We start from the raw sequence: 20,616 nt of genomic DNA, 5'->3' as shown, positions 1-20,616 counted from the left end.
TCTTATATAAGTCGCGTAAATTATTACTTACTTAATTTTTTTACCGATGTAAGATCAAGAATATTGGTCGGATCTGCTTTTAGGTTTATTATATTTTTTGGGTAAAATCTGGTACTTTCATCATAGTATAGAGGTATTACAGGAGCTTCTTCATTAATGATGCTGTCCATTTTTTTATACAGTATCACTCGTTCGTCTACACTAGCTGTGACAATACTTTCTTTATATAAAGCATCGTAGTGGTCATCATGAAAAAAACTATAATTTGAACCTAATGGTGTATGATTTTTAGAATAAAATAAGCTTAGGTAATTTTGAGCGTCTGGATAGTCGGCAATCCAGCTACTGCGAAACATTTCTAATTGTCCTTTACTACGCAATTGCCTTAAAGTTCCTGGCGGCATTACCTCAATTTGTATAGTAATACCAATTTTTTCTAATTCTTTTTGAATGAACTCACAAAGGTCTAAATAATTTGCGCTGGTAGCTAGATTGATAATTACCGAACTGGCACCTGATTCTTGTTTATAAGCATTTACCAATTCACGAGCTCTTTTCCTATTATAAACGAGCTCTGGTGCTTGTTGAGAACCTGGTAAACCAGCAGGAATGAAACCACGTGTTGCTGGTATTCCTATGTTGTTTCTTAAATAGGTAATCATTCTGCCACGATCAAACCCTATATTTATGGCAGTTCTTATTTTCTTTGACTGCAGTGCAGGATTTTTAGACTTTAAATTAATTCCTAGATATTCTGTATTTAAGAATGGTGCTTTGGCAAGGGTTATTTCTTGTTGATGTTTCTCTTTGAGATCACCAGTGCTAGTTAATAGTTCATCTTTATAACTAGCATCAATAGCGTTAATGAAGTCAAGATTTCCTTGAGCAAACTCAAGATACTCACTTTGTTTATCTGGCTTAAAAGTAATCGCTACTGATTCAAGATAAGGAAGCTGGTTTCCCTGTGAATCGGTTTCCCAATAAGATTGATTTTTACGCAATACCATTTTCACGTTTTCTTCCCATCTTTTTAAATAGAAAGGACCAGTACCTACTGGCTGACTTCTAGGATTTAACTCGAGAACTTCAATTGCATTTTCAGATAATATAGATGCATACTGCATACTCATTAAGCCTAAAAAAGCAGGAAACGCTTGCTTCAGTTTTATGTTTAATACACTATCATTGGTCACCTCGATAGTCTCAATATTACTTACTATAGTAGAACCTGGACTGGCTAGTGCTTCGTCTTTTAATCTATTTAAACTATAGGCGACATCACTGGCTTTAACACGTTCCTTTTTATCTTGATTAGGATAATAGAAATAGCTGTCGTTCCTTAAGATAAAAGTGTAGTTTGTGGCTGTGCTGTCAATGTTCCAGCTTTTTGCAAGATCAGGAATCACATTTAAATCCTTATCCAATTTGACGAGTGTGTTATACAATTGATTACAAACCCACATATTGCGTTGGTCTTTAGCAAATGCAGGATCTAAACTTGTGACACCAGCATGCTCGTTGTACTTAAAAACAGGACCGTAATTATTATGATCAGATTTATTACAGCTATAAATCAATACAAGTAACAGGAGTATAAATAGTCTCATTGTCGTAAATATACAATGCATTCTCAATGTGTTAATGGTAGTTGTAGGGATAGATGACAATTGAGTACTTATATTTTACAATTGAGTAAGTTGAATTACGCTTTCGCGGAAGCATGATCACATATTTGCATTGTCAAACATATTAAACACACAATTATGAAAACGATTATCACTTCAATTTTACTAGCATTAGTTTCTTTAACAATAAATGCACAAGAGGAAAAAACTTTTACATTGAAGGTAACTGTAAACAATGCATCTACCGATGATGGAAAAATGGTTTATGCCTTAAACACGGCAGAAACATGGAATAAGAAACCTTATCAATCCACAAGTATAGAGATCAAAGACGGTAAAGCGATTGCGACTTTTGAGAACATTCCGCAAGGAGAGTATGCCGTGACCGTACTGCACGACAAGAATAATAATCAAAGAATGGATTTTGCTGATAATGGTATGCCTACTGAGGCATATGGATTGAGTAATAATCCCATGAGCTATGGTCCACCACAATGGAGCGAGGCCAAATTTGAGATTAGTGAAAACAAAGAGATTATTGTAAGGTTGTAATAACGTTAATCTCTTGATAATAAGTAATAGTATGTCTTTAAGTCATCCTATTTTTACTTTATGAAGGTACTTATAACAGGAGCAACAGGACTTGTAGGTAAACAAATCGTTGATGATTTGCATGAAAAGGGACATGTGGTCCATTATTTGACCACTAGACAAGAGGCAATTAAAGATGAGCCTAACTACAAAGGTTTTTTGTGGAATGTAAAAGAAGGTAGTATAGATGTAAAATGTCTAGACGGCGTCACTAATATCATTCATCTAGCAGGCGAAACTGTTTTTCAAAGATGGACCGATGATGCTAAGAAACGTATTATGGATAGTAGGGTGTTTTCAACCCAGTTATTAATCGATACGCTTAAAAACAACAAGCATCAAGTTAACCACGTTACTACAGCAAGCGCGATAGGGATCTATCCGGATCAACAAGATGGTCGAGCATTAAAGGAAAATGAAATTCCACCTACGGCTTCCAATTTTTTAGCAGATGTTTGTATTGCTTGGGAAAAAATAGGAGCTCTTTTTACCCAGCTTGGATTGAAACACAGTATAGTGCGCATAGGTATCGTACTTTCAGACAAAGGTGGTGCTCTTGACCAAATGAGTAAACCGGTAAAGTACTATGCTGGCGCAGGTTTTGGAAACGGGAAAATGTGGCAAAGCTGGATTGCTATTGACGATCTTTCAGGTATTTTTATACATATAGCTCAGGAACAGTTGAAAGGTGTTTATAATGGAGTTGCGCCTAATCCAGTGCGCAACAGAAATATGATGGAAACTATAGGGAAGGTTATAGGAAAACCCGTTTTTCTACCAAATGTCCCAAAATTTGTAATGAAAATGATGCTAGGTGAAATGTCTGCTATTGTTTTGTCTAGCCAACATGTAAGTAGTGAAAAAATTGAAAAAGCTGGATATACTTTTGAATATAGAGAATTAGAAAATGCTCTTCAAAACTATTTATCCTAAAGAAAAAATCATTGACTGGCTAGTTATTGCTTCTTTTCCTGAGCACTACTAATAAAAGAATAACTAGTACAACCGTTATTACAATACCAGTACCTAAATAAAATAGATTCATTAAACCATTAATAGTTTTTTTATTTAATGGTCTTTCGAATTTGAATAAATGATCTGTTTTGACTTGGTTATGATGACAAGCATATTGATTGATGCCAGTGTATTTTGAATTGAATTGTATGCTATCAAAAAAAATCTTGATTGGAATACACACTATGTTTATTTTTAGGTTGAATTATACTTACTTGATATAAATAGTTTTTTATTACCAATAATCTAGTATCATAACGCAAGGGTTCCAATTGATGATTCCGATAATATTCAAACACTGCTTGGTAAACCCCATTTTGACTAAATCTAGAATTATAAGCGACTTGTATAGATCGTGAATTATTATCGATGAAATCTTCAATAGTAGATTTATAAAACGATTTTAATTCTTCCCGGTCACAAAAATGAATCCTACCGCCTAAACTCCTTTTCCTAATGATATAATAAGTGTCATACTGTTTAAAAACGACTCTTTCATTCGTTTGATGTCTATTGGAATATTTGTGACTAAGATCTATTCCTTCAGCCAAATTAATAGTAACTAAAGAATCAATTTTAAAAGGTTGATCTTGGGCAATACACTTATTGATTAAACAGCATAGCAGTAAAAGAATAAAAAGAGGTTGAGTAAGTTTCATACTGTGAGCAAAAATAAAAAAGACCTATGAGGTTTGAACTCATAGGTCTTTGATCAATTATCAAAAAACTTTTGCTTATTTAGTTCCTACTAAATTTACAGTTAATTTAATGTCATCACTAATTGCTTTATTAGCAGCGATGTCAAAAAATGTCCCAGATCCGTATTTAATTCCCCAATCCGTTCTGTTAATAGTAAACTCTTCAGAGTCTAACATCATTTTATCACCTTCATATTTTACAGTAACAGGGAATGATACATTTTTAGTAACATCTTTAAGAGTAAGGTTTCCAGATAAAGTAGAATCTTCAATTCCAGTTACAACAAATTTTGCTGTAGGATATTCTGGTGTATTGAAAAAGTCAGTCTGTTGGTCCTCTACAGTTCCTTCTAGGTGAGCTTTTAGACTTGCAGCTTTGTCACCTTCAAGATCTGTTACCTCGATAGAGGTCATGTCGATTACAAACTCACCACTTTCTAGAGTCTCACCGTTTACTTTAACCATTCCACTTTTAAGTGAGATGTTTCCTGTGTGATCTTCGGTTGGTTTTGAACCTACCCATGCAATGTTTGATGCTTCTGTATCAATCGTGTATGTTACAGCTTCTACAGTTGCCTCAGCAACTTCTTTTTCTTCAGTAGCATCTACCTCGTTTTTGTTTTCTTTACAAGCTACTGCACCTACTAATAAAAGTGCTAGACTAGCAAATTTTATAAATGACGTTTTCATAATTTGAATTTAAGTTGGTGTAAAATTACATGTACCTACAATTAAACAGGTTAAAGGTTTATTAAAAAATCCTGTGACATTTTGACATCGTTCCACTAGATGGCAGTAATTTTGCTCCTTCACGCGCGATGATGTTTGTGCATTGTTGTTGATAATTACGCTTTCGCGAAAGCGTACAAATTCAAACTATCAATTCTCATACATCGACATATTAGAAAAAATTGAAGTTTTACAAGAAAATAAAAGACCAGTTTAACATGGCAAAAGATAAACAACAACAAGAAGAAGTAGAGCAAGAGGTGTTGCATAACACTGAAGAACAGGATGTTGCTCAAGAGCAAGATCAAAGCGAGGAAAAAACTGAACTGGAAAAAGTTCAAGAGGAATTACAAGCAGAAAAAGACCGCTACTTAAGGTTGTTTGCAGAATTTGAAAACTATAAACGTCGCACAGCCAAAGAACGTGTAGAGTTATTTAAAACAGCCGGTGAAGGCATTTTAAAGGATATGTTACCGGTATTAGATGATTTTGATAGAGCACTTGTAGAAATCAATAAGTCTGATGATGAACAACTTACAGCAGGTGTTACACTAATAAGCAACAAGCTGCGCAATACATTAAAATCAAAAAACCTAGAAGAGGTTGAGGTTGAGGCTGGAGATACTTTTAATGCAGACGATCACGAGGCTGTTACACAAATTCCAGCTCCTAATGATGATATGAAAGGTAAAATCATTGACGTAATAGAAAAAGGATATAAACTAGGTGACAAAGTGATACGTTACCCAAAAGTGGTTATAGGAAAATAATATGGCAGATTTTTATGAAGTATTAGGTATAGATCGCAATGCGAGTGCTGCAGAGATTAAGAAAGCATATCGTAAAAAGGCGGTTAAATACCATCCAGATAAGAATCCTGGTGATGCAGAGGCAGAAGAAATGTTTAAAAAAGCAGCCGAGGCTTATGAAACCTTGAGCGATCCTCAGAAAAAAGCTAGATATGATCAACTAGGTCATCAGGCATATACGAGTGGCGCTGGCGGTTTTGGAGGTGGCTCTGGTGGTTTTGGCGGCATGGATATGGATGATATCTTTAGTCAGTTTGGCGATATATTCGGCGGTGCTGGTGGTGGCTTTTCTGGGTTTGGAGGATTCGGCGGTGGCGGCGGACGCCGCAGAGTTAAAGGTAAAGACCTGCGAATAAGAGTATCCCTTACCCTTGAAGAAGCTGCAAATGGAGTAGATAAAAAGGTAAAGGTTAAACGTAAAAAACAAGCGGCAGGAGTTTCTTATAAAACTTGTGGAACTTGTAACGGTAGTGGACAAGTTACTCGTATTCAAAACACGATTCTTGGAAGAATGCAAACTAGCGCTCCTTGTAGCACCTGCGGTGGATCAGGTCAAATCTTGGACAAAAAACCTAATGGTGCAGACTCTCAAGGTCTTATAGTAGAAGAGGAGTTAGTGACTATTCAAATTCCGGCTGGTGTTGAAAGTGACATGCGATTAAAGGTAGGTGGTAAAGGGAACGATGCACCAGGAAATGGTGTGAGTGGAGACCTACTAGTTGATATTGAAGTTAAACCTCATGAATCACTACAACGAGAAGGAAATAATTTACACTATGACCTATATATAAGTGTTCCAGAAGCTGTATTAGGAACCTCTAAAGAAATTCAAACGGTTACAGGAAAAGTCAGGATACCGATTGAATCTGGAATTCAAAGTGGAAAAATTTTAAGATTACGTGGAAAAGGGATGCCTAGCTTAAATAATTATGGAACTGGCGATCTACTTGTTCATGTAAACGTCTGGACACCACGTAACTTAACTCGTGAGCAGAAAGAGTTTTTTGAAAATATGATGGCCGATTCAAACTTTGAACCAGCTCCTGAGAAGTCGGATAAATCATTTTTTGAAAAGGTAAAAGACATGTTTTCTTAAAAAAAACTTAATGAATTAGAAAAAAGTTCTATATTTGAAATAACAATTGGTTTCAACACCAGTTGTTATTTTTCTTTTTCATAGCAATTTTTCCCACCTCTTTGTCAAAAGAGGTGGGTTTTTTTATGGCTTAATCTAACTTTAAATAAATCATTCCTATTAAATATATCTAAAATACTTTATACCACGGCCTATATTGTTAACTTGCGTGTTTCATTATTGAATATGGCATACGCATTACAAGCAGAAAACATAACAAAACAATATGGCGATTATACTGCATTGAATAATTTGACCATAAAAGTTCCTGAAGGATCTATATATGGATTATTAGGTCCAAACGGTGCAGGTAAAACTTCTCTTATTAGAATTATCAATCAAATTACAATGCCTGATAAAGGTAGTGTGTTATTGAATGGTGAACCACTAGCACCAAATCATATTGCACAAATTGGATACATGCCTGAAGAGCGTGGTTTGTATAAAAGCATGAAAGTAGGCGAGCAATGCCTGTACCTAGCCCAATTAAAAGGTCTGTCTAAAAAAGAAGCTAACCAACGACTGGAGTTTTGGTTTGAAAGATTAGGGATGCAAGGATGGTGGAATAAAAAACTACAAGAACTTTCAAAGGGTATGGCCCAAAAAGTTCAATTTATTGTGACTGTTTTACACCAACCTAAGCTATTAATCTTTGATGAACCGTTTTCAGGATTTGACCCAGTAAACGCAAATCTCATAAAGGATGAAATTCTATATCTAAGAGATCAAGGTGCTACTATTATTTTTTCTACTCATAGAATGGAAAGTGTGGAAGAAATGTGTGATCATATTGCTTTAATTAATAAATCAAATTTGGTTTTGGAAGGCCCTATTAACCGTGTAAAACAAGAGTATCGTAACAACGATTATCAAATAAGTATTTTAAGTGAAACAGATTCATGGTTAAAAGAACTTCCAGTTGAGTGGCAAGCACAATCAACCGATATCAAAGGACTAGATAATACAGTTGATTTTAAAATTCATTTACAAAAAGAAGTTTCTATAAATGAGGTTTTCAATAGATTAACCCAATTGGGTGAAGTAACTCATTTCAGTGAAATTATACCTAGCATAAACGATATATTTATTAAAAACGTAGGTAGCAATGAGTAAACTAGGTTTAATAATCAAAAGAGAATACTTGACAAAGGTTCGTAATAGAACCTTTATCATAATGACCTTTGTAAGTCCTATGATATTCATAGGTGTAGCTGTGCTTATAGGTTGGCTCACAAATTTGAATAGAGAAGATTCTAGGACTGTAGCAATACTTGATGAGACTGGTGCGTCCTATGTAGATTTGTTTGAAGACTATAGCAACTTCAAATTCGTTCGAGTTGATAATCAGATTGATCAAGCCATAACTGCTACTAAAGAGGCAGGCTATTATGGATTGATACATATATATGGTGTTGACAATGAAGTCGAAAATTTGACCTTTTATTCAAAAGACAATCCATCTTCAGGTTTTATAGAAAGAATAGAGAATACCATAAACAAAAAAGCCACTGAGTATAAATTATTAGAAAACAATATTCAACCTAGCATTTTACAAGCAGCAACTGTAAAAAAGCAATTGCAGTTACAAACATTTGATGGCGATACGACCAGTAAGGAAGCAGGATGGATTAAAATTGCTGCAGGTGGAGCAGCAGGATATTTACTGATGATGTTCATCATAATATATGGTAACATGCTCATGCGATCTGTAATTGAGGAGAAAACAAATCGTATTGTAGAAATTATAGTGAGCAGTGTTAAACCTATATATCTTATGTTGGGTAAAATAACAGGAACGTCACTGGCGGGAATTACTCAATTTCTTATTTGGGTGGTTTTAGGTGGAACGCTGGCAATTGTTTTGTCCGTCGTTTTGGGACCAGATGCTCTTCAAAACCCAGCTAACGAGCAACTCGTTAATCAAGTTCAAACAGCTAGTGAGGCTCAAGCTTTTGTCAATGACATTTTAAAATTACCAATAGGACAATTGATTTTCCTCTTTTTCGTCTATTTCATAGGAGGATATTTTTTATACGCTAGCATATATACTGCTATAGGTGCAGCTGTAGATAGTGAGACAGATACACAGCAATTTATGCTTCCTATCATCTTACCATTAATGCTATCCATATATGTGGGTTTTTTCTCGGTTATAGATAATCCACACGGTACTGTTGCCGTTACATTTAGTTATATACCTTTAACCAGTCCCATCGTTATGTTAATGAGAATTCCTTTTGGAGAAATAACTTGGTGGGAAATTCTTATAAGTGTAAGCTTACTATATGCAAGTATAATAGGAGTTACCTATATAGCTGCCAAAATATACCGTGTAGGTATTTTAATGTATGGCAAAAAGACGAGTTGGAAACAATTATATAAGTGGTTAAAGTATTAACGAGATGAAATTAGACTGGCAATCCATTAAAGATTTTTTGACCTATCAAATAATTGAAGCAAAGGAAAAGGGCGATTTTCATCTAGACACATGGATGGTGATTCTTGCCATTGTTGCTTTACTTGCAACAAAGGTCCTCTTAAGAGTATTGAAAAAATTTCTTACTCGTAAAATGGATCACAGTGACAAACTAAAATTTGATAGCATTTTCAGGTTTTTTAACTATCTGGTTTACATCATTGTTATCCTAGTTATACTGAATAGTTCTGGAGCAGATATTACGGCATTACTTACAGCCAGTGCCGCGTTATTCGTCGGGATTGGATTTGCTTTACAAGACTTCTTCAAGGATATCATAGCAGGTATAACAATTATTGTGGATAAATCGGTTCTGGTTAATGACATCATAGAAGTAGATGATAAGGTAGGTCGTGTTTTTGAAATCAAATTAAGAAGTACGAGAGCCATCACAAGAGACGATAAAGTATTGATTATACCTAATCACTTATTTCTCTCGGACATTGTTTTTAATTACACACAAAATCATGCAAAAACAAGAGAAAAGGTAGGAGTAGGAGTAGCCTATGGAAGTGATACACGACTAGTAGAAAAAATACTACTCGAGGTTGCGAATAATCAAAAAGGAGTGCTTAAAAGTCCAGAACCCATGGTTCTATTTCAAAATTTTGGAGATAGTTCTTTAGATTTTGAACTGTTTTTTTACGTACGCGATGCTTTTACCGATCCTAAAATTAAGAGTAGTCTGCGTTTTGAAATTGACAAAGCTTTTAGAGAAAACAATATATCAATACCGTTCCCTCAACGAGATTTACACCTAGTATCTTCTAATATCACATGGAAAAATGATGATGAAAAAACTGATTAAAATATTAATACTGATAATTGTTGTTCTCGCTTTCGCGAAAGCGAACTCACAAGCAACTGATCTATTTAGAACAGAATTTACGTATTTCCCACAGAGTGATAGTGATAATAGCTTTAGGAGATTTAGAACCTTTGTCAATGTTCCATTGAAAGTAAAAGAGCAATCTTATCTTGTTCCTTTCATAGAATATAGGAACGTTCACTTACTAATAAGAGATGATGAACGATTTAGACAACTAAAGACTGATAGGTATGAAAGTATTGAAGTTGCATTAGGATATACATTTCCTATGGAGAATAATTGGCGATTTGGTGCAAGGGTAGGTTTATTAGCTGCATCAAATTTTGATGAGGCAAAGCCAATAAGTGAAGATTTGTTTTTTACAGGAAGTGCTTACTTCATCAAGGACATGAAAAAACGAACAGATGGTGGAAAACCATGGCGACTTGTATTAGGTGTGCAGTACTCAACAACGGTTGGTCGACCATTCCCATTACCTTACGTAAATTATTACAGAGAGTTTGCAACAGATTGGAGCTATAGTATAGGAGCTCCCAAAATGAATTTAAGATATAGATTTAACGATCAACATAGTGTACAATTATATGCAAGATTAGATGGTTTTTATGCTAATATTCAAAATGACGTAAACACAATTAATGGAGTTGCTGATAATATAAGTATGACAACTGCAATGATTGGACCAGGTTATACGTATAACTTAACAAAGCATATTTCATTTTATGTATATGCAGGATACACTATCTTTAACGATATAAGATTAAGAGATGCAGATGGAGAAGATGTGCGCACTATTAATAGCAGCAATACATTTTATTCTAGAGCAGGTATAAAATTTCAAATTTAATGGCACAAATACTTATTATAGAAGATGAAAGCGCAATTAGAAGAGTGCTGGGTAAAATATTAAGTGAAGAGGATAAGAATTACAAAATCACTGAAGCCGAGGATGGTCTTGCAGGTATGGATCTTATAAAGGACAACGATTATGATCTGGTACTTTGTGACATAAAAATGCCCAAAATGGATGGGGTAGAGGTTTTGGAAGCCGTTCAAAAAATAAAGCCCGAAACTCCTGTAGTAATGATTTCTGGACATGGCGATTTAGATACTGCGGTTCAAACTATGAGATTAGGAGCTTTTGATTACATTTCAAAACCACCAGATTTAAATAGGTTGTTGAATACTGTACGCAACGCCTTAGATCGTAAAACTCTAGTCGTAGAAAATAAGCGATTAAAGAAAAAGGTAAGTAAGAATTATGAGATGATTGGTGAGAGTGAATTGATTTCAATAATCAAAAATATTATTGAGAAAGTAGCTCCTACAGATGCCCGAGTTTTAATAACTGGTGGGAATGGTACAGGTAAAGAACTTGTGGCTCACTGGTTGCATGAAAAAAGTGATCGTTCAAAAAAGCCATTCATTGAAGTTAACTGTGCTGCTATTCCTAGTGAGCTCATAGAAAGTGAGCTCTTTGGTCATGTTAAAGGTAGCTTTACCGGAGCAAATAAAGATCGTGCAGGAAAATTTGAAGCCGCAAATGGCGGAACCATTTTTCTCGATGAAATAGGTGATATGTCGTTGCCTGCTCAAGCTAAAGTTTTACGAGCATTACAAGAAAATAGAATTCAACGAGTAGGTAGTGATAAGGATATACAGGTAAACGTGAGAATTCTTGCAGCTACAAATAAGGATCTAAAAAAAGAAATTGAAGAAAAAAGATTTAGAGAAGATCTATATCATAGACTAGCTGTGATTTTAATAAACGTTCCATCACTGAATGATAGACGTGATGATATACCCTTATTGGTAGAGCACTTTGCACAAAAAATAGCTCAGGAACAAGGTGGTCCAAGAAAAGAGTTTCATACTAATGCAATTAAATTATTGCAAGAATATGATTGGACGGGAAATATTAGAGAATTACGTAATGTAGTGGAACGACTAATCATATTAGGAGGAGAAGAGATTAGTGAAAAGGATGTCAAACTATTTGCAAGTAAATAATGGATTTCAACGTAACGCCATCAGATTTTAAAGTTGACTCTACTTTTAACCTGTCATCTCATCCTACCTTACCTTTAGATGTTTTAGAAAAAAAAGAAGCAAAAAAAAGACTAGCTAAGGTTAGAAGAGAATTAGCTCATTTCCAGGCTAGAATGTATGCCCATGACAAACACGCTGTACTGGTCTGTTTTCAAGGTATGGATACGGCAGGAAAGGATAGCTTAGTAAGAGAAGTTTTTAAAGACTTTAATGTGAGAGGTGTTGAACATTATAGTTTTAAAGTACCTACTGATTTAGAACGTTCACATGGATACTTATGGCGTCACTATATAGCTTTACCTTCAAAAGGTCATTTTGGAATTTTTAATAGAACGCATTATGAAAATGTGTTAGTGACTAGAGTACATCCAGAATACCTGATGGGAGAAAATCTCCCTGATTTTAATGATCCTAGCGATGCTAATTCTGATTTTTGGAGTATGCGATTTGAACAAATCAACAATTTCGAAAAAGAACTTACGCAAAATGGCACCTTTATATTTAAGTTCTTTTTGAATATCAGCAAGGAAGAACAAAAAAATCGCTTATTAAGGAGATTGCACATACCAGAAAAAAACTGGAAGTTTTCAGATGGAGATCTGGCAGAGAGGAAACTTTGGGGCAAATATATGGATTGTTATCAAGACGCTATAAGAAATACTTCGACAACATACGCACCGTGGTATGTAGTGCCGTCAGATAATAAACCAATGGCAAGATTAATAGTTGCTGAGGTTTTGAATCAAACACTGCAACAATTTAATGAGATACAACCACCTAAATTAGACGTGGATAAAGCAGCTAATATTCAGAGTTATATCAGCCAATTAGAAAACGAGGAATAAATTCTAGTTACATTCTAGCCTTGAATTTTTTAATTCTATTGATGTGACTTAAGTACCTCAATATGTTATCGTGAGCATTTGATTGTTTAGTTTTGGCGCCTTAATCTCAAAAAAACCTGGCGTGAACCTAGTATCATATAAACAAGAATTTTTAACTAATTACAAAATTGCCTATCCTATAGTTTTGGGACAGGTAGCTCATTTATTAGTAGCGTTGGCTGATAATGTTATGGTAGGTAAATTGGGAGATGCTCCTCTTGCAGCAGTATCTTTGGGAAACACCCTTATCTATATTGCATTAAGTATTGGTATTGGGTTCTCCTTCGCTATAACCCCATTAGTATCTACAGCACAAGGTCAGGAAAACAGGACCAAGGTTAAAAGGATTCTAGACAACGGAGTGTTCCTATCCTTTATTATGGGAATATTACTCACTGCATTACTTATAGTGACAGAACCTCTATTATTTTACATGGATCAACCGGCAGAAGTTGTTGAACTCGCGATTCCGTATATGCACATTGTCTCTATATCCATGGTGCCTTTAATGTTGTTTCAGGCCTTCAAGCAATTTTCTGATGGGTTGAGTCTTACTAAACATGCAATGAACGCTGCAGTTATTGCAAACGTGATAAACGTAATGTTGAACTATCTATTAATTTATGGAGAGTTTGGTTTTCCAAAATTAGGATTAGTAGGTGCAGCATGGGGTACTTTAGTATCCAGAATAATCATGGTGATAATAATTTATATTTCGCTTTCGCGAAAACCGAGTCTACATCAACAATTCAAGGGTCCAATATTTATATCTAAAACCGATATCACCAAAATCTTATCGCTAGGATTCCCCACCGCATTGCAAATGTTGTTTGAAGTGTCTCTTTTTACAGGAGCAATATTTTTATCTGGTATGTTGGGCACAAAACATCAGGCTGCAAATCAAATTGCATTAAATTTATCTGCATTAACATTTATGTTCGGTATAGGGTTAGGAGTTACAGCTACTATTCGAGTAGGAAACCAACTAGGGAAAAGAAATTTCGCTTACATGAAGCAAATTGTAAAAAGCTTATTTTTCATGGTTCTAGTAATTGAGATCCTATTCATGTGTTTATTCTTCATCGGAAGAAATTACCTGCCTTGGATTTATATAAACGATTCAGAGGTTATACAGATAGCCTCACATTTATTGCTTATAGCAGCAATTTTTCAGGTTAGTGACGGAATACAAGTTTTCCTTTTAGGATTATTGCGTGGATTGCATGATGTTTGGTATCCTAGTTTATTTTGCTTTATAAGTTATTGGTGCATAGGATTTCCTTTGGCTTATTACTTGGGGCTGCACACTTATTTATCTTCAATGGGTATATGGGTAGCCTTATTAATTGCGTTAACATCATCAGCAACTATGATGTTTTTTAGATATAAGTATTTAGTGAGAAGGATTGCAATGTAGTTTTAAGTTTCTTAAAGGTACAAGTATTATGTCTATTTACGAATAGACAATGGATCATATGTGGTGATTAAAAAAGTTTAGATTTTTTTATTTTGTAAATAAATGATTTGAAGGTGTTTAAGGATGGGTTGTAATTTTTTTCAATTTTTTTGTCATAAAAGTTTGTTTGGTAAGAAAAAGTGTGTGTATATTTGCACCCGCTTTGGGAAACAACGATGTTTAAATAAAGCGATAGTTCTTCAAAAAGATTGAAAATATTTGTAGCGGATTGTGAGGATTTCGCATCAAATTTTCGGTCTAGATATTTTGAAGTAGTTCATTGAAAATAATGATTGACAGCACAGCGATACTGTTTTTGTATTGATTAATACAAAGGCAAGTATTGGTAAGAAAATAAAAATAGACACATGTACGCTAATTGAGGGTTCTTAAAAGAGGTTTTTGGAATTATTCTAATAAATGATCTTTAAAAGATTCTACGATGAAGAGTTTGATCCTGGCTCAGGATGAACGCTAGCGGCAGGCCTAACACATGCAAGTCGAGGGGCAGCATAGATAGCTTGCTATCTGATGGCGACCGGCGCACGGGTGCGTAACGCGTATACAACCTACCTATTACTGAGGGATAGCCCGAAGAAATTTGGATTAATACCTCATAGAATTATAAGATGGCATCATTTAATAATTAAAGGTTACGGTAATAGATGGGTATGCGTCCTATTAGCTAGATGGTGAGGTAACGGCTCACCATGGCGACGATAGGTAGGGGTCCTGAGAGGGAGATCCCCCACACTGGTACTGAGACACGGACCAGACTCCTACGGGAGGCAGCAGTGAGGAATATTGGACAATGGAGGCAACTCTGATCCAGCCATGCCGCGTGTAGGAAGACGGCCCTATGGGTTGTAAACTACTTTTGTACGGGAAGAAATACAGTCACGTGTGATTGTTTGACGGTACCGTAAGAATAAGCACCGGCTAACTCCGTGCCAGCAGCCGCGGTAATACGGAGGGTGCAAGCGTTATCCGGAATCATTGGGTTTAAAGGGTCCGTAGGCGGGTAATTAAGTCAGTGGTGAAATGCAGGGGCTCAACTCCGGCACTGCCATTGATACTGGTTATCTTGAATTATTGTGAAGTGGTTAGAATATGTAGTGTAGCGGTGAAATGCTTAGATATTACATAGAATACCGATTGCGAAGGCAGATCACTAACAATATATTGACGCTGATGGACGAAAGCGTGGGGAGCGAACAGGATTAGATACCCTGGTAGTCCACGCCGTAAACGATGGTTACTAGCTGTTTGGATCGATTGAGATCTGAGTGGCCAAGCGAAAGTGATAAGTAACCCACCTGGGGAGTACGTTCGCAAGAATGAAACTCAAAGGAATTGACGGGGGCCCGCACAAGCGGTGGAGCATGTGGTTTAATTCGATGATACGCGAGGAACCTTACCAGGGCTTAAATGCAGTATGACAGATTTGGAAACAGATTTTTCTTCGGACATATTGCAAGGTGCTGCATGGTTGTCGTCAGCTCGTGCCGTGAGGTGTCAGGTTAAGTCCTATAACGAGCGCAACCCCTATTTCTAGTTGCCAGCACATAATGGTGGGGACTCTAGAGAGACTGCCGGTGCAAACCGTGAGGAAGGTGGGGATGACGTCAAATCATCACGGCCCTTACGTCCTGGGCTACACACGTGCTACAATGGTAGGGACAGAGAGCAGCCACTTCGCGAGAAGGAGCGAATCTACAAACCCTATCTCAGTTCGGATCGCAGTCTGCAACTCGACTGCGTGAAGCTGGAATCGCTAGTAATCGCATATCAGCCATGATGCGGTGAATACGTTCCCGGGCCTTGTACACACCGCCCGTCAAGCCATGGAAGCTGGGGGTGCCTGAAGTCGGTGACCGAAAGGAGCTGCCTAGGGTAAAACTAGTAACTGGGGCTAAGTCGTAACAAGGTAGCCGTACCGGAAGGTGCGGCTGGAACACCTCCTTTCTGGAGTTCCTGAAATAATGGAACGAAACAAGGGATAGTTTCAAGATCTTTAACACTCAATTAGTGTGTGTTTATTTTAAAAAGCAAGTCAATCAAGAAATAGTCGCAAGACACTCAGTCTCATAGCTCAGCTGGTTAGAGCGCTACACTGATAATGTAGAGGTCGGCAGTTCGAGTCTGCCTGAGACTACGATGTCTTAGGTAGTTATTGAGTAGATAATTATAGCTAAGAGATAAAGTTCATTTATAGAATTTTAATGGAAATTCTAGAGGTTGAGGATTCTAAATTCGATATTCTGAATTCAGTATTTAGGATTCGTCATGGGGAATTAGCTCAGCTGGCTAGAGCGCCTGCCTTGCACGCAGGAGGTCATCGGTTCGACTCCGATATTCTCCACGAATGATTAGTAGAGATTAATCATTAAACGTTCATTGACATTTTGAAAAGATCAAAACGAGCATTAGTTCTAATATTAATTAGGATTAATACAAGATAGAAAAAATAATATTACTATATATCGTTGTATAGTAATAGGTATCATAAGCAAATAAGGGCGTATGGGGGATGCCTAGGCTCTCAGAGGCGATGAAGGACGTGATAAGCTGCGATAAGCTGCGGGGATTGGCACATACGATGTGATCCGCAGATTTCCGAATGGGGCAACCCGGCATGTTGAAGACATGTCACCAGTAATGGAGCAAACCCGGTGAACTGAAACATCTAAGTAGCCGGAGGAAGAGAAAACAATAGTGATTCCGTCAGTAGTGGCGAGCGAACGCGGAAAAGCCCAAACCAATTAGGTTACGGCCTAATTGGGGTTGTAGGACTACGGTATTTGATGCTAAAAGAATAAGAATCCTTTGGAAAGAGGAGCCAAAGAAGGTGATAGCCCTGTATTGGTAATTTTAGTTATTAATAGTAGTATCCTGAGTAGTGCGGGGCACGGGAAACCCTGTATGAATCTAGCGGGACCATCCGCTAAGGCTAAATACTCCTGAGAGACCGATAGTGAACCAGTACCGTGAGGGAAAGGTGAAAAGAACCCTGAATAAGGGAGTGAAAAAGAACCTGAAACCATACGCTTACAAGCGGTCGGAGCCTTCGGGTGACGGCGTGCCTTTTGCATAATGAGCCTACGAGTTACCGTTGCTAGCAAGGTTAAGTGTTTCAGACACGGAGCCGTAGCGAAAGCGAGTCTGAATAGGGCGCGATAGTTAGTAGTGGTAGACGCGAAACCGTGTGATCTACCCATGGGCAGGGTGAAGCTGTGGTAACACACAGTGGAGGCCCGAACCGGTTGACGTTGAAAAGTCTTCGGATGACCTGTGGGTAGGGGTGAAAGGCCAATCAAACTCGGAAATAGCTCGTACTCTCCGAAATGCATTTAGGTGCAGCGTTGATTTAGTTTTATAGAGGTAGAGCTACTGATTGGATGCGGGGGCTTCACCGCCTACCAATTCCTGACAAACTCCGAATGCTATAAAATGATGATCAGCAGTGAGGGCATGGGTGCTAAGGTCCATGTCCGAAAGGGAAAGAACCCAGACCATCAGCTAAGGTCCCCAAATGTATGTTAAGTTGAAAAAACGAGGTTGTACTGCTTAGACAGCTAGGATGTTGGCTTGGAAGCAGCCATTCATTTAAAGAGTGCGTAACAGCTCACTAGTCGAGCGGTACGGCATGGATGATAATCGGGCATAAACATACTACCGAAGCTATGGACTCCATTGAGAGTGGTAGGAGAGCATTCTAATTGTGTTGAAGGTGAACTGTGAGGTTTGCTGGAACGATTAGAAACGAAAATGTAGGCATAAGTAACGATAAAGGGGGCGAGAAACCCTCTCACCGAAAGACCAAGGTTTCCTCAGCTATGCTAATCAGCTGAGGGTTAGTCGGGTCCTAACGCGTACCCGAACGGGGAAGTGGATGGATAACAGGTTAATATTCCTGTACCTGCTCACAATAAAAGTGACGGAGGTGTGAATTTGGTGCGTACTGACGGAAATGTACGTTGAACCAACTGTTAAGGTTGGGATAGTACCACAAGGCTACGGCTACGTGGATAATCCAGAGGAGCAACTTCCAAGAAAAGCAAGTGAAGCAGCCCGTACCGTAAACCGACACAGGTGGTTGGGATGAGAATTCTAAGGTGCTCGAGTGATTCATGGCTAAGGAACTAGGCAAAATAGACCTGTAACTTCGGGAGAAAGGTCCCCTATTTAATAGGGCGCAGTGAAAAGATCCAAGCGACTGTTTATCAAAAACACAGGGCTCTGCAAAATCGAAAGATGAAGTATAGGGCCTGACACCTGCCCGGTGCTGGAAGGTTAAGAGGAGGGTTTAGCTTCGGCGAAGATCTGAATTGAAGCCCCAGTAAACGGCGGCCGTAACTATAACGGTCCTAAGGTAGCGAAATTCCTTGTCGGGTAAGTTCCGACCTGCACGAATGGTGTAACGATTTGGATACTGTCTCAGCCATGAGCTCGGTGAAATTGTAGTATCGGTGAAGATGCCGATTACCCGCTACGGGACGAAAAGACCCCGTGCACCTTTACTATAGCTTAGTATTGATTTTGGATAAGTAATGTGTAGGATAGGTGGGAGACTATGAAATGACGTCGCCAGGCGTTGTGGAGTCATTGTTGAAATACCACCCTTTGCTTATTTGAAATCTAACCCAGAAATGGGGACATTGCTTGGTGGGTAGTTTGACTGGGGTGGTCGCCTCCAAAAGAGTAACGGAGGCTTCTAAAGGTTTCCTCAGCACGCTTGGTAACCGTGCGTAGAGTGCAATGGCATAAGGAAGCTTGACTGAGAGACATACAGGTCGATCAGGTTGGAAACAAGAGCATAGTGATCCGGTGGTTCCGCATGGAAGGGCCATCGCTCAAAGGATAAAAGGTACGCCGGGGATAACAGGCTGATCTCCCCCAAGAGCTCACATCGACGGGGGGGTTTGGCACCTCGATGTCGGCTCGTCACATCCTGGGGCTGGAGAAGGTCCCAAGGGTTGGGCTGTTCGCCCATTAAAGTGGCACGCGAGCTGGGTTCAGAACGTCGTGAGACAGTTCGGTCTCTATCTGTAGTGGGCGCTAGAAATTTGAGTGAATCTGACTTTAGTACGAGAGGACCGAGTTGGACTGACCGCTGGTCTACCAGTTGTTCCGCCAGGGGCATTGCTGGGTAGCTACGTCGGGAAGGGATAAGCGCTGAAAGCATATAAGCGCGAAACCCATCACAAGATGAGATTTCTTTAAAGGGTCGTGGGAGACTACCACGTTGATAGGTCATAGGTGTAAAGGCAGTAATGTCATAGCCGAGTGATACTAATTACCCGTAAGCTTAGATACCTCTATCTACTTGTATTGATTTTGAACTTTTCAAAATGTCAACATATACAGTTGGATTATTTTAATTTAACTGAAACCTTTAAGGTGGTTATAGCAATGGGGCTCACCTCTTACCATTCCGAACAGAGAAGTTAAGCCCATTAGCGCAGATGGTACTGCATTTGTGGGAGAGTATGTCGCCGCCTTCTTTTAAAACCCTTATCAATTCGATAAGGGTTTTTTGTTGTGGTAAACTCTCTTTAATTAGTAATAATTTAAATAAAATAAAAGGCTGTTATTAAATAAATAATAACAGCCTTTTATTGCATTGTATTAGTAAGTTCTTTAGAGTTGAAATAAAGAATATGTGCTCATCATCAAATTGATTTGTTCTTTTATAGATTTTAATTTACTCTCATCGTCTTTATTTGTGATCGCGTCACTTATATATTGAGATATGAGATTCATTTGATCTTCTTTCAATCCTCTTGTTGTTACGGCTGCAGTTCCTATGCGTATGCCACTTGTTATAAACGGTGACTGGTCGTCAAACGGCACCATATTTTTATTTACGGTTATATCTATCTTACCAAGGAGCTCTTCTGCATCTTTACCCGTAATGCCTTTGTTTCTTAAATCGATTAACATCATATGGTTATCTGTACCATCCGAAATAATATTAAACCCTTTATCGATTAAGGCACTTGCGAGTGTTTGTGCATTTTTCTTTACTTGAACCATGTAATGAAGAAAATCATCAGAGAGTGCCTCTTTAAATGCCACGGCTTTAGCAGCGATTATATGCTCTAAAGGACCTCCTTGATTACCGGGAAATACAGCACTGTTTAACAATGATGACATCTTTTTCAATTTACCGCTCTTCAAACGTTGATCAAATTTCTATTTACGAATAGACAATGGATCATATGTGGTGATTAAAAAAGTTTAGATTTTTTTATTTTGTAAATAAATGATTTGAAGGTGTTTAAGGATGGGTTGTAATTTTTTTCAATTTTTTTGTCATAA

Annotated in this window: 14 protein-coding genes, 2 tRNA genes, 3 rRNA genes and 1 pseudogene; 16 read left to right on the top strand and 4 right to left on the bottom strand. The window is 37.6% G+C overall.

Translation table 11 applies throughout. The features are described from left to right. Positions 1-23: 23 nt before the first annotated feature. Entirely contained in the window at positions 24-1,628 is a 1,605-nt protein-coding gene (locus AAT17_RS03390) for an ABC transporter substrate-binding protein (protein ID WP_253279790.1), read from the bottom strand. A 135-nt stretch (positions 1,629-1,763) separates the two neighbouring features. On the opposite strand from AAT17_RS03390, the gene AAT17_RS03385 reads away from it, so the two are divergent. Beyond that, positions 1,764-2,177: a DUF2141 domain-containing protein gene (locus tag AAT17_RS03385; protein WP_060522931.1), complete on the top strand. Its 414-nt coding sequence runs from the start codon at positions 1,764-1,766 to the stop codon at positions 2,175-2,177. A 60-nt stretch (positions 2,178-2,237) separates the two neighbouring features. Next, positions 2,238-3,149, top strand: a complete 912-nt coding sequence (locus AAT17_RS03380; protein WP_060522930.1) for a TIGR01777 family oxidoreductase — start codon at positions 2,238-2,240, stop codon at positions 3,147-3,149. Positions 3,150-3,385: 236 nt separating this feature from the next. On the opposite strand, the gene AAT17_RS03375 is transcribed toward AAT17_RS03380, so the two are convergent. After that, complete coding sequence (locus AAT17_RS03375; protein WP_060522929.1) at positions 3,386-3,889, bottom strand: hypothetical protein; 504 nt, start codon at positions 3,887-3,889, stop codon at positions 3,386-3,388. A 75-nt stretch (positions 3,890-3,964) separates the two neighbouring features. Further along, on the bottom strand, positions 3,965-4,618 hold the full coding sequence (locus tag AAT17_RS03370; protein ID WP_060522928.1) for a YceI family protein: 654 nt from the start codon (positions 4,616-4,618) through the stop codon (positions 3,965-3,967). Between the two features lie 257 nt (positions 4,619-4,875). Between AAT17_RS03370 and AAT17_RS03365 the strand changes: the two genes are divergently transcribed. From AAT17_RS03365 to rrf, 14 genes are all read left to right on the top strand, one after another. Beyond that, positions 4,876-5,427 carry a nucleotide exchange factor GrpE gene (locus tag AAT17_RS03365; protein ID WP_042279063.1) on the top strand — a complete coding sequence of 184 codons (552 nt, stop codon included), beginning with the start codon at positions 4,876-4,878 and terminating at the stop codon, positions 5,425-5,427. Position 5,428: 1 nt separating this feature from the next. After that, positions 5,429-6,562, top strand: coding sequence for a molecular chaperone DnaJ (gene dnaJ / locus AAT17_RS03360; RefSeq protein ID WP_060522927.1), 1,134 nt, complete (start codon positions 5,429-5,431; stop codon positions 6,560-6,562). 225 nt (positions 6,563-6,787) lie between these two features. Continuing rightward, on the top strand, positions 6,788-7,714 hold the full coding sequence (locus AAT17_RS03355; RefSeq protein ID WP_060522926.1) for an ABC transporter ATP-binding protein: 927 nt from the start codon (positions 6,788-6,790) through the stop codon (positions 7,712-7,714). Continuing rightward, on the top strand, positions 7,707-8,999 hold the full coding sequence (locus tag AAT17_RS03350; protein ID WP_042279065.1) for an ABC transporter permease: 1,293 nt from the start codon (positions 7,707-7,709) through the stop codon (positions 8,997-8,999). The genes AAT17_RS03355 and AAT17_RS03350 overlap by 8 nt, the downstream gene beginning before the upstream one ends. A 4-nt stretch (positions 9,000-9,003) precedes the next feature. Then, positions 9,004-9,885 (top strand): mechanosensitive ion channel family protein, encoded by an 882-nt coding sequence (locus AAT17_RS03345; protein WP_060522925.1) that lies wholly within the window; start codon positions 9,004-9,006, stop codon positions 9,883-9,885. Next, positions 9,869-10,753: a DUF6268 family outer membrane beta-barrel protein gene (locus AAT17_RS03340; RefSeq protein WP_060524972.1), complete on the top strand. Its 885-nt coding sequence runs from the start codon at positions 9,869-9,871 to the stop codon at positions 10,751-10,753. The genes AAT17_RS03345 and AAT17_RS03340 overlap by 17 nt, the downstream gene beginning before the upstream one ends. Beyond that, on the top strand, positions 10,753-11,916 hold the full coding sequence (locus AAT17_RS03335) for a sigma-54 dependent transcriptional regulator (protein ID WP_060522924.1): 1,164 nt from the start codon (positions 10,753-10,755) through the stop codon (positions 11,914-11,916). The genes AAT17_RS03340 and AAT17_RS03335 overlap by 1 nt, the downstream gene beginning before the upstream one ends. Further along, on the top strand, positions 11,916-12,800 hold the full coding sequence (locus tag AAT17_RS03330; protein ID WP_060522923.1) for a PPK2 family polyphosphate kinase: 885 nt from the start codon (positions 11,916-11,918) through the stop codon (positions 12,798-12,800). The genes AAT17_RS03335 and AAT17_RS03330 overlap by 1 nt, the downstream gene beginning before the upstream one ends. Before the next feature lie 121 nt (positions 12,801-12,921). Next, complete coding sequence (locus tag AAT17_RS03325) at positions 12,922-14,256, top strand: MATE family efflux transporter (protein WP_060524970.1); 1,335 nt, start codon at positions 12,922-12,924, stop codon at positions 14,254-14,256. A gap of 478 nt (positions 14,257-14,734) precedes the next feature. Beyond that, positions 14,735-16,260 (top strand): 16S ribosomal RNA (locus AAT17_RS03320). 116 nt (positions 16,261-16,376) lie between these two features. After that, positions 16,377-16,450, top strand: a tRNA-Ile gene (locus AAT17_RS03315). A gap of 133 nt (positions 16,451-16,583) precedes the next feature. After that, a tRNA-Ala gene (locus AAT17_RS03310) sits at positions 16,584-16,657 on the top strand. A gap of 140 nt (positions 16,658-16,797) precedes the next feature. Then, positions 16,798-19,611 (top strand): 23S ribosomal RNA (locus AAT17_RS03305). Positions 19,612-19,691: 80 nt separating this feature from the next. Further along, positions 19,692-19,799, top strand: a 5S ribosomal RNA gene (gene rrf, locus AAT17_RS03300). Together the 16S, 23S and 5S rRNA genes with 2 tRNA genes alongside form the textbook arrangement of a ribosomal RNA operon. Positions 19,800-19,935: 136 nt before the next feature. Here the strand turns inward: rrf and glyA are convergent. Next, positions 19,936-20,478: pseudogene (gene glyA, locus AAT17_RS03295) on the bottom strand (serine hydroxymethyltransferase); the annotation flags it as partial. Between the last annotated feature and the right edge of the window lie 138 nt (positions 20,479-20,616).

The sequence above is a fragment of the Nonlabens sp. MIC269 genome (assembly GCF_001430865.1).
Classification (GTDB): domain Bacteria; phylum Bacteroidota; class Bacteroidia; order Flavobacteriales; family Flavobacteriaceae; genus Nonlabens; species Nonlabens tegetincola.
Note: the sequence above shows the minus strand (reverse complement) of the source record. Positions and strands in the feature narration are given on the sequence as shown.